Source organism: Changchengzhania lutea (assembly GCF_006974145.1).
In the GTDB taxonomy this organism is placed as follows: Bacteria; Bacteroidota; Bacteroidia; order Flavobacteriales; family Flavobacteriaceae; genus Changchengzhania; species Changchengzhania lutea.
In genome coordinates this window covers 2830128-2841867 of sequence record NZ_CP039456.1, presented here as the reverse complement: position 1 = coordinate 2841867, position 11740 = coordinate 2830128, and the positions used below count along the sequence as shown (strand labels likewise).

The window sequence follows — 11740 nt, the reverse complement described above, 5'->3', positions numbered from 1 at the left end:
ATGATAATGGATCTTTTTTAATTTACAAAGTTTTTGTGATTTAAAACAAAAAAAGCCTATCAACCAAAATGGCGATAGGCTCTCATTAGAAAAAAATTTGAGTTAGTCTTTTTTCTTCTTTTTATCTTCTAATTTTTGCACCGTATCATACATGATTGGTGTTGCTATAAATAAAGATGAGTACGTACCTACAATCACACCAACAATTAAAGCAAACATGAAGCCACGTATAGAATCACCACCAAAAATAAAGATGGCTAATAATACCACTAAGGTTGTTAAAGAGGTGTTTAAGGTTCTGCTTAATGTGCTGCTCAAGGATACATTCACCACTTTATCAAAATCCCAACTAGTATGTTCATTAAAGAATTCACGAATTCTATCGAATACAACCACGGTATCATTTAATGAATACCCGATCACGGTTAAGATCGCTGCAATAAAAGCTTGATCTATTTCCATACTAAACGGCATGAACTTATAGGTCAAAGAGAATACTCCTAAAACAATTAGTACATCATGGAACACCGCCGCAACAGCACCCAATGAGTATTGCCATCTTTTAAAACGGAATAAGATATACAGGAATACCACAATTAAAGATCCTAAAATGGCCCAAAACGAAGCTTGTTTAATATCATCTGCAATTGTTGGACTCACTTTGTAATACTTCATCAATCCAACCGTCTTAGTATCGGAATCACTTATGAATTCATCATAAGTCATACCTTCTAAATGTGGCTGTAATGCATTGAAAAGTGAAGTTCTTATCTCTTCATCTACTTCAGCACCCGTTTCGTTAACCTTGTACTTCGTTGTAATTTTAAGTTGATTCGCATCACCAAAAGTTTTCGCATCTGCACTACCAAAAGCATCAGACAATGTTGCTGAAATTTCAGAAGGGCTCACATCTTGTGCAAAACGTACTTGATACGTTCTACCTCCAACAAAATCGACCCCTTGGTCTAAACTATTTGTAAATAATGATCCTAAACTTACAAGAATAAAAGCTCCTGAAATGATAAAAGCTAATTTACGTTTCTTTAAAAATTCGATGTTAATATTTCTAAACAGATTTTTTGTCATTAGTGTAGAGAAATCTAATTTTCCACCACGGTTTGCATACCAGTCTACCAACAATCTTGTAATGAATATCGCTGTAAATAAAGACGTACCAATACCAATTAATAAAGTTGTTGCAAACCCTTTAATAGGTCCTGTACCAAAAATAAATAAGATTAAAGCTGTTAAACCGGTAGTGATATTCGCATCTAAAATAGAAGATAGCGCATTGCTGAATCCATCCTGTATGGCCTCCTTCTGCCCTTTACCTTTGGTCAATTCTTCTCGAATACGTTCAAAAATAAGGACGTTAGCATCCACCGACATACCAATGGTTAATACAATTCCCGCAATACCGGGCAATGTAAGTACAGCGCCTAAGCCTGATAATATTCCGAAGATTAATAAAATATTCAATAACATCGCAATATCTGCAAAAACACCTGCCTTACCATAATAAAATATCATCCAGATCAATACCAATGCCAATGCTATTAAAAATGAATTTGTACCACTATCGATAGCTTCTTGACCTAAAGATGGTCCAACCACTTCACTTTGAATAATATCTGCCGATGCCGGTAATTTACCCGCACGTAAAACGTTTGCTAAATCTACCGCTTCATTAAGCGTAAAATCTCCAGAAATAGATGAGCTACCGCCTGCAATTGGCCCGGTAGTAACGCCTGGCGCAGAATATACAACGTCATCAAGAACAATGGCTATTTGACTTCCTTCGGTAAAGGCTTTCCCTGTCATTTCTTCCCAAATCTTAGCGCCCTTTGCATTCATTTGCATAGACACTTCTGATTTTCCTGTAGGTCCAAATTGGTTTCTGGCATCTGTAACCACGGCACCACTTAATTGTGGCGTATTCTCCCTGTTCCCTTTTAAGGCATATAAATCGACTATCTCACTATCTTTTTTCGGTTTTCCGAAAACAAATTTTACGTAACGTTGTTCTGCAGACAACAAGGCTCTCACTTCTGGCGTGTTTAAATATTCTTCGACCGTTTCCTTATCCTTTATTTCGAACTGTGCTATAATTGGGCCACCTTGATACCCTTGTCCTCTAATTAAATCGAATAATGGATTTACAGCGGCAACAGCAGTCGAATCTGTTTCGGCTTCACCAAGTAACTCATCAATCTGAGAATCTTCTTCATCCTGACTTTCCGCCTCATCTTCAGTTGTAGCATCCACATCAACAACATCTTTTAATACTTCATTGGCCTGTGCTAAAAACGGAAAAAACTGTTCCCCTTTAAAAGCTTCCCAAAACTCTAACTGTGCCGTACTCTGTAACAGTCCCGTAGCACGCTCAACATCTTTAACCCCTGGCAACTCTACTAGGATTCGACCAGAGTTTCCTAAACGTTGAATGTTAGGTGACGTTACTCCAAACTCATCAATACGCTTGCGCAATACTTCAAACGCCGACACGATAGATTCATCTATTTTAGTTTCAATAATATCCTTAACCTCTTCATCATCCATAGATCCGTCTATCTCTCCATCCAATGCTTTGGTGTAAAAAATATCTGGTGAGGCCAATTTGGTGTCTCCCTTAATGGCATCGAAAGCAACAAAGAAATCCTCTAAATAGGTGTTCTGACTGTTCTTTTGAAGTTCTGAAGCGTCTTCAAGTGCTTTGTTAAATACTGGGTCTGTAGTATTATTGGCTAAACCTTTCAGTATGTCCTTAACCGAAACTTGAAGAATCACGTTGATACCGCCTTTAAGGTCTAGACCAAGATTCATCGCCTTAGCTTTCACATCATTATAAGTGAATTTTGCAATCCCGATGTTGTAAACGGTGTCTGTTGCTACAGATTCTAGATAATCTGCTTCTTCGGCACTTCGCTTAGCGCGGTACCCTTCTTCTGTATCGGGTATTTTATTTATAGCGATTTCTTCTGCATCGCCTTCAATTTGATTTGCTTTGAACGTGAATGATAATTGGTATATACTTACCAAACCAAACAAGAGTGCAAATAACTTTACTAATCCTTTGTTTTGCATGAAATAATTTATTTGTGGTCAATTTTTTTAAAACGAGCAAATATATAATTTACCGTATGAACTGACAATGATTTGTTTTATAATAAGGTAATAATAGTACTATTTGGGTAGTGGATCATATCAATTTTTCTATTTCGAGTTGTGCTCGTATTAAGAAAAATAATACTTAAAGAATGATTTCCTTAGCATACTGGACCCGCTCTTACTTCGGGTATCTTATGTAGAATATCACCTATAGAAATGGTAACCTGTTCACGAACTTTAAAGGCTACTGAAGTAATTTTATTTTTGCTAATATCTTCAATATCATCAACAGATATTAAGATATTCGGATTGAAAAATTGGTCTGTTTTAAGCTTAGGTTCTAAAACATATTTCCCGTCTGAACCCCAAAGCGTATTGTTGCCATCTTGAATTTCGTAAACATCCAAATTATAGCTAGCAACCTCATTATCTGAAGGTGCTTGATGTCGTTCTTTATTAGGCGTATTTGAATTGTAATCAAGAGATACATTTAAATCCTTCGAGAATATTTTTTTAATACTTGCTACATCGGTATCACTATAGTACGTGATTTTTAAACTACCGTTTGGTTGCTTTGTAACTTGTATATTATCTGCTCCTAAATCTCGCAATTGTTGTTTAACAATGGCAAACGTAGTTTGAGCCTCATCAGATGTCACTTCGGCATCTGTAAACTGAAGTATAATTTCTTGATTTGGCGCTGACATTTGCTGTTGACAAACAACACCAAACAAGGTAAGAATGACTATTAAAGTACTAATGCACCATCTCGAATTCATGCGCCAAATATAAAAAATAAAGACTGTATTTCTACAGTCTTTATATAAGAACTCGTTTAAACTTTTTCAATTCGCTAAAAAATTGCCCTTTCGCACCCATTCTTTGTCTTTTTTTTCGTTCCGTAGCGATGCCATGCAACTCAAAAAAACCTTCAACTGGTCACAAAATGAGTAATTTTCGCCTCAAATAAAAAAATTCTTGAAACCGATTATCCTCGAGGCAGAGCTATAGAGGTATTTCGTCTCCCGATAGTTATTGGGATCATTTTGGCCTTTGGGCCAAAAACCGAATTTTTGTATTTTACCTCACCCGGAACTGCGAAAAAGCAGTTCCGACCCTGTGTATTCCTCTCGTTACACTCGTCGGATGCAAGAGGAGAGGTTAAAAAGCTATAATTCTAATAATCCATTAGTCTTTTTAACCCCTTCTGCACTTGATTTCATATGTGCTTTTTCAGCGTCACTTAATTCTATGTTTACGATGCTTTCTATTCCGTTTTTACCTAAAACAACAGGAACACCAATACATAAATCATTTAAACCATATTCGCCCTCTAATAAGGTTGAACAAGGAAATAATTTCTTTTGATCGCAGGCAATGGCTTGAACCAAACCGCTTACCGCAGCTCCTGGCGCATACCAAGCAGAGGTTCCTAAAAGTTTTGTAAGGGTTGCACCACCCACTTTCGTATCTTCTTTTACTTGCTCTAAGCGTGCTTCACTTAAAAATTCAGAAACTTTTACACTGTTTCTAGTCGCATGAGCTGTTAATGGCACCATACCTGTATCACTATGTCCGCCAATAACCATACCATCAACATCACTTATTGGGGCACCTAAAGCTTCCGCCAATCTGTATTTGAAACGTGCCGAATCTAAAGCACCACCCATGCCTATTATTCTACTTTTAGGTAGACTTGTTGTTTTATGAACCAAATAGGTCATGGTATCCATCGGGTTGCTTACTACGATAATTATTGTGTTTGGAGAATGTTGGATTAAACTTGACGACACCGATTTAACAATGCCTGCATTGATACCAATCAGTTCTTCACGTGTCATCCCTGGTTTACGGGGAATCCCTGAAGTGATTACACAAATATCACTATCGGCAGTTTTACTATAATCGTTAGTAATTCCGGTGATTTTTGTATCAAAACCATTTAATGATGCCGTTTGCATTAAATCCATGGCTTTTCCTTCTGCATAGCCTTCTTTAATATCAAGTAAAACGACCTCGGAAGCAAAGTTTTTAATGGCAATATATTCCGCGCAACTAGCACCTACTGCTCCTGCTCCAACTACTGTAATCTTCATAATTTTTGTATTTAATTTGTGTTGATTTAAGATTATCAAAATTACGAATAAATACGATGAAAATGAAAAAAGTGTAAGATTAAATCTTACACTTTTTAAAACTAATACACTAACATAAATAAAACTAAATCACTATTTTTTTTATTATCTGAAACCAAAGTTTACACCAAGAGAGAAGGCATCAAATTCGGCTAAATGGTATTCGGCGTTTAATCTGAAAAAGCCAAGTTTTAGTTTGGTTCCTATAGTACCTCGAACTCCTGAGACTTCACTCGATACAGAAAATGGGTTTACAATATCATCTGATGTAACAAGCCCATTTGAAACCTTGTAAGTCCCTAATAAATCTGATTCTGATGTGCCTTTAATATAACCTAAACCACCATAAAAATTAATGACCGGTAATTTTGTTGAGGCTATCAATTGGAACAACCAGGTGCTCGTTTTATTTTCTACACGTTGATTCTCGCCTTCAATATTTGATGAATTGGTTAAATCATAAGACCCATCTAAATGCGTATAGGCCACTAAACCAGATATAGCTATTGGCAATAGTTTATCTGCTGGTAACCATTTGGTGAATTCATGCTGTAAAGCACCACCATACATACTTAAGGACACATCGTCTGTTTTAATTTTAGGCACAAAGCGTACTTTAACCTCTGTACCTTTAAAAAGCCCGACACCGGCCTGTATAAAAGCAGTGGGCAATAGATTTACATTTCCTGAACCAATACCTGTTGGTAATTCGATCTGTTCTGTTTGACTGCCAAAAATAGGATCATCATAGGTAAGCTCAACCATAACACTTGGGTCGTTATCTCCTAATGCGGTAGCAACACTTTGTGAGCTTGGATCATTAACGAACGTCACATTGTTATACAAATCTGTGTTCATTTCAAAAGATTTGTGTTCATCTTTAACGGACGCCGCATTAACAATGACCGATATTTCAAAACCTCCAAGCGGTTTCGCATCGGCCGTATTAAACCAGTTGGCATTCATACTATACATGAGCCCGTTTGTTCCTGGCATTAAATAGTCATTGGCGAAACGTTCCGCATCATCTACACCAGCGGCAAGAAGTGCGTCTAAATCATTTTGAGCTTTTGACGTGAATACTGTTAGAAATACGAATAAACTGAATGTGATTTTTTTCATTTTCATTGATTTAAGGAAAAGCAAAAATATAAAAAAAATCACACGAAACAACTTTTTAACGATAAAAATTACCTTTCACCGTGATTTGATGTCAAAAAAAGCCCCTAACAATTCATATTAGGGGCTTTAAAATTTATAGTAACTACCTTATTTAGGCATCAATATTGGCATAAATGGCATTCTTTTCAATAAACGCCCTTCTTGGTGGCACTTCATCACCCATCAACATAGAAAAAATTCTATCAGCTTCCGTACCATTTTCAATTTGTACTAAACGCATGGTTCTAAATTCAGGATTCATAGTGGTATCCCATAATTGAGAGGCATTCATTTCCCCCAGACCCTTGTAACGCTGAATTTTTGATCCGTCACCAAATTCTGCAACGATATCATCACGCTCCTTATCAGACCAAGCATATTGTTTTTTTGCACCTCGTTTTACTAGATAAAGCGGCGGCGTTGCAATATAAATATGTCCGTTCTCGATCAACTCTTTCATATATCTAAAGAAGAATGTCAAGATTAAGGTCGCAATATGACTACCATCAATATCGGCATCACACATGATGACCACCTTATGGTATCGTAACTTAGACAGGTTTAATGCTTTACTATCTTCTTCAGTTCCAATAGTTACTCCAAGCGCTGTGAAGATGTTTTTTATTTCTTCATTTTCAAAAACCTTGTGTACCATGGCTTTCTCGACATTCAAGATTTTTCCACGAAGCGGCAAAATGGCTTGAAACGCTCTGTCACGACCTTGCTTTGCAGTTCCACCTGCCGAATCTCCCTCAACAAGGAATACTTCACATTTTGTAGGATCTTGTTCGGAGCAATCTGAAAGTTTCCCAGGCAAACCACCAATACTCATGACCGTTTTACGCTGTACCATATCACGGGCCTTTTGAGCGGCATGACGCGCTTGGGCTGCAAGTATTACTTTTTGAACAATGATTTTAGCATCGTCTGGATGTTCTTCTAAGTAATCGGTTAACATTTCTGAAACGGCCTGACTTACGGAAGCAGACACCTCTCTATTACCAAGTTTTGTTTTCGTCTGACCTTCAAATTGAGGTTCTTGAACTTTTACGGAAATGATGGCTGTTAAACCTTCACGGAAATCATCTCCAGCAATATCGAATTTTAAATTTTTAAGTAATCCCGATTCATCTGCATACTTTTTTAAGGTATGTGTTAAACCACGACGGAACCCAGACAAATGTGTTCCACCTTCATGGGTATTGATATTATTTACATAGGAGTGTAAATTTTCGGCATACGAGGTATTGTAGATCATGGCGACCTCAACAGGGACGCCGTTTTTCTCACCTTCAAAAGCAATGACATCTTTCATTAAAGGCTCACGTGTGGCATCTAAATACCGGATAAATTCTTTTAAACCTTCCGTAGAATGAAATGTTTCACCTTCAAATTCACCATCTTCTTTTTTACTTCGTCTATCAATTAAGTGAATGGTTATTCCTTTATTTAAATAAGCCAACTCCCGCAATCTACTCGCCAAAGTATCATAACTGTACTCTAAAGTTAGTGTGAATATGGTAGAATCTGGTTTAAACGTTACGGTTGTACCTCGCTTATCGGTCTCACCAATCTGTTTTACTGGATATAAGGATTTTCCACGCTCATATTCTTGCTCATATACTTTGCCGTCTCTATAAACGGTCGCTCTTAAATGTTCCGACAGGGCATTCACACAACTCACTCCCACACCGTGCAAACCACCAGATACTTTATATGAGTCTTTATCAAACTTACCACCTGCACCAATTTTAGTCATGACGACCTCTAGCGCAGAAACACCTTCTTTTTTGTGTAAATCTACTGGAATCCCACGCCCATCATCTTCTGTAGTAATGGAGTTATCTTCATTTATGGTAACAGTAATGTTATCGCAATGGCCCGCCAATGCTTCATCAATAGAGTTGTCTACTACTTCATACACCAAATGGTGCAATCCGCGCGTACCAACATCGCCAATATACATGGATGGACGCATACGTACGTGTTCCATACCTTCTAAAGCTTGAATACTATCGGCCGAATAATTATGCTTGTTAAATTCTTCTTTTTTTTCACTCATATTTCTATTATTTATGATCTGTTCTTTAATTATTTATGACATAAAAAAAGATGCTATCTAGCATCCGTTTGAATACGAACAAATATACGAATTAAGAACGCATTTTAAAAGCATTTCATCGATTGAACCTGATAATTATCAACATTTGTTAATTACGTAAAAGTGGCTTAAAATGACTGAAAAGCATCTTAAAATGGATTTCACTTTTATTTCATTCAGTAAAAAAATCACAATATCACAAAAGCGCTATAAACTCATATTTTGAGACCTCTTAAGGTTAAGTAATAATGAAAATAATCATTATTTTGAGTTATCTATACCAAATTGTCTATCGATGCTATTTTAACAACTATAATCGATTATTGGCAATCTATTAATTCAAAAAAAGATTCAATACATCGTTTAAACGACAATTTTATCGTTGAATTGTAAAAAAAATCCGATTAAGTATACATTTCAAGTAATTTTTTCATAAGTTGCAAAATCCCTAATTAATTTTTAATATTAAAAAATTAAAGAATTTGACCTAAAACCGCATGACAAGCCCTTTAAAAACCACTTATGGAAAAGTGATTCTTATGTTATTTGTAGCTAGCATTTCTATGCTAGGTCTATTTGGCTATCTTTATTATTATACCTTATATGAAGAAGAAATGGTATATAAATCCTCTAATATCCAATTCTCAAAAGAAATAAACCTCCTGTTAGAACTTAAGTCTGAGCCTTATAAAAACACTGTGGATGACCTAACCTATTGGGACGAGCATGTAGACTTTATTAAAAGAAGAAAAAGCGGGTCAGAAATTCAAGACGATTGGTATGGTCCAAATGTAGGCACTATGACAGCATCCTACAACATAGATTATGTTGCTACTTACGATATGGAACAAAATTTAATTGCGGATCAATACACAGAAGGTTTTAGTCATAAAATAAGTCTCTCACAGGACTTTTTTCCTTACATTATTAAAGAAAGATTAACCCATTTTTATTATCAATCGGATATTGGTTTATTAGAAATATATGCTGCTACAATCCATCCAACAAATGATCCTCAAAGAAAATTTACCAAACCCAGTGGCGTGTTTATTATGGCTAATTATTTAGATGAAGAACACTTTAAGAGATTGAAAGAGATTAGTAGTTCTAATCTAGAGATAATGGATAGTATTCAAACACCCATATCCAATAAAAATGATGTAACTAGTATGGTGCCCTTAATAGACTTTAAAGGCAATACGATAGAAACGCTAGTATTTAAAAGACCTTTCGAATTAAATTTTGAAATGTCAAAAGAAATCATAAAAATTATTGTGGCATTTTTTTTATTAGCATTATTGATAATTACCGTTTTTTTAAAAAAATACATCTATCTACCTTTATACCTTACAACAAAGGTCTTAGAAGAAGGCCAGCGTAGTGACATGAATAAACTAAGAAAACATTCTGGTGAGTTTGGCCACATAGGTAATTTATTCTTAGACAATGATATACAAAAAATAGAGCTAATAGCGGCAAAAGAAAAAGCTGAAGAAAGCGATAAGTTAAAATCATCTTTCCTTACCAATTTATCTCACGAGATAAGAACGCCAATGAATGCTATTATTGGCTTTACTGATTTGTTGGACGACAACAATTTACCAAGTGAAGAAAAATTCAAATATATTAACATTGTAAAACGAAGTGGTAAAAATCTAGTCCATATCATAGATGATTTGGTTAAAATGTCTCAAATAGACACAAAACAGGTAAAACCAAATTACTCTGCCTTTTCTTTAAATGAGTTTATGTCCCACATTAAAGAAACTATTTCTGTTATAGTCCCAGATAACGCTCCACTAGACATTGTGCTTTTAATACCTGATAACGGTCCAGAATCAAAACTCATAAGTGACGAAACTAAATTAAGGCAAATCATAATCAATCTACTTAATAACGCCATTAAATTTACCGACAAAGGAAGTGTGAATTTTGGCTATACTATAAATTACAATTCTGGTCTTATTGAGTTTTTTATCTCAGATACGGGTACCGGTATTGATGAGAAAGACTTAAACCATATTTTTAGCAGATTTCACAAAATACAAACAAATGAAAACATGAATCTGATAGGCTTAGGGCTGGGATTGTCAATTTCAAAAGCTTATGTTGAAATGCTCGAAGGTAGCATATGGGTCCAATCAAAAAAAGATATTGGGACCACTTTTAGATTTACAATACCACTTAATTTAAAAAAAGAATCAAAAATTAATATAACCGACAGGTCTTTAGAAAATGCTAAAAACTACGAAGAACATTTAACAGTACTCGTTGCCGAAGATGACAATATAAATTTTATGCTATCTAAACAAATCTTAAGTTTAAAAAACTACACTGTAATAAGAGCAAAAAACGGACAAGAAGCTGTAGATATTTGTAAGGAAAACGATGCTATTGACCTTGTACTGATGGACATAAAAATGCCTTTTATGACAGGTATAGAGGCAAACAGAATTATAAAAACTTTTAGACCAGATCTTCCAATTATAGCGCATACAGCCTTTTCTTCTGAACAGGATAAAAATAAAATTTTTGAAGAGGGTTTTGCAGACTGCGTGACCAAGCCATTAGATAAAATAAAACTATATAGATCTATTGATAGGGTGTTAGCAAAACTTGATTATCAATAATTACATGCTGTAAGTATAAATTAAGCCTTACATATTTTTAGCCTAACCATTAAATATTTTAGAACTTTATAATGAAATTTATTTTTATATCATTATTGCTAGTAGTAACACAAATTATAAAAGCTCAAAATACAATTGGAGTTGTAGGCTCTGCTGTTACAAAAGCAAAACTTGTTCTAACAGACTCTGTTTCTAAGAGCTCAGTCGCTATTAAATCAGAAAAGAGACTCTTTTTTAGTGTAGATTTCACAAATCGTTATATATGGCGTGGTCAAGCTTATGGTGGTGATTTTTTTGCTATCCAACCCTATTTAGAATATTCAATTTCTGATAAATTTACTATTGGAGCTTGGGCAACCACTAATTTTAGAAAGAATGTATTCTTGCATAACCAATACGGTTTAAGAGGCTATAATGAAATAACACTCTCTTTAATCTATACTATTAATAATTACTTTACAGTCAGGGCAAACTCACACTTTTTTCAGCCATTTTGTTTACTTAAAAACACACTTAATTATCTGATATTTAGTTAGATAGCTGTTGTTTTTCATTTTAAATTATTGTATATTATACTGATAATCAATAATTTAAGTGTTTTAAAA

Annotated in this window: 7 protein-coding genes; 2 read left to right on the top strand and 5 right to left on the bottom strand. The window is 35.0% G+C overall.

Annotated features, from left to right (window positions below):
* Positions 1-102 precede the first annotated feature (102 nt).
* From secDF to gyrB, 5 genes are all read right to left on the bottom strand, one after another.
* A complete protein-coding gene (secDF, locus tag FAF07_RS12850) occupies positions 103-3084 on the bottom strand; it encodes a protein translocase subunit SecDF (protein ID WP_142785481.1) in 2982 nt (993 codons plus the stop codon).
* Between the two features lie 182 nt (positions 3085-3266).
* Positions 3267-3887 carry a hypothetical protein gene (locus FAF07_RS12845; RefSeq protein WP_142785480.1) on the bottom strand — a complete coding sequence of 207 codons (621 nt, stop codon included), beginning with the start codon at positions 3885-3887 and terminating at the stop codon, positions 3267-3269.
* Between the two features lie 390 nt (positions 3888-4277).
* Positions 4278-5204, bottom strand: coding sequence for a malate dehydrogenase (locus tag FAF07_RS12840; protein WP_142785479.1), 927 nt, complete (start codon positions 5202-5204; stop codon positions 4278-4280).
* A 144-nt stretch (positions 5205-5348) separates the two neighbouring features.
* Positions 5349-6365 carry a DUF6588 family protein gene (locus FAF07_RS12835; RefSeq protein ID WP_142785478.1) on the bottom strand — a complete coding sequence of 339 codons (1017 nt, stop codon included), beginning with the start codon at positions 6363-6365 and terminating at the stop codon, positions 5349-5351.
* A gap of 151 nt (positions 6366-6516) precedes the next feature.
* A complete protein-coding gene (gene gyrB, locus FAF07_RS12830; protein WP_142785477.1) occupies positions 6517-8466 on the bottom strand; it encodes a DNA topoisomerase (ATP-hydrolyzing) subunit B in 1950 nt (649 codons plus the stop codon).
* A 536-nt stretch (positions 8467-9002) separates the two neighbouring features.
* Between gyrB and FAF07_RS12825 the strand changes: the two genes are divergently transcribed.
* Positions 9003-11135, top strand: a complete 2133-nt coding sequence (locus tag FAF07_RS12825; protein ID WP_142785476.1) for an ATP-binding protein — start codon at positions 9003-9005, stop codon at positions 11133-11135.
* Positions 11136-11206: 71 nt separating this feature from the next.
* Positions 11207-11671, top strand: coding sequence for a hypothetical protein (locus FAF07_RS12820; protein ID WP_142785475.1), 465 nt, complete (start codon positions 11207-11209; stop codon positions 11669-11671).
* Positions 11672-11740: the final 69 nt, after the last annotated feature.

Excerpts from the sequence above, each read along its gene's own strand:
- FAF07_RS12820 (WP_142785475.1), top strand. The coding sequence starts at position 11,207 with ATGAAATTTATTTTTATATCATTATTGCTAGTAGTAACACAAATTATA.
- FAF07_RS12835 (WP_142785478.1), bottom strand. The coding sequence starts at position 6,365 with ATGAAAAAAATCACATTCAGTTTATTCGTATTTCTAACAGTATTCACG.
- FAF07_RS12845 (WP_142785480.1), bottom strand. The coding sequence starts at position 3,887 with ATGAATTCGAGATGGTGCATTAGTACTTTAATAGTCATTCTTACCTTG.
- FAF07_RS12825 (WP_142785476.1), top strand. The coding sequence starts at position 9,003 with ATGACAAGCCCTTTAAAAACCACTTATGGAAAAGTGATTCTTATGTTA.
- secDF (WP_142785481.1), bottom strand. The coding sequence starts at position 3,084 with ATGCAAAACAAAGGATTAGTAAAGTTATTTGCACTCTTGTTTGGTTTG.
- gyrB (WP_142785477.1), bottom strand. The coding sequence starts at position 8,466 with ATGAGTGAAAAAAAAGAAGAATTTAACAAGCATAATTATTCGGCCGAT.
- FAF07_RS12840 (WP_142785479.1), bottom strand. The coding sequence starts at position 5,204 with ATGAAGATTACAGTAGTTGGAGCAGGAGCAGTAGGTGCTAGTTGCGCG.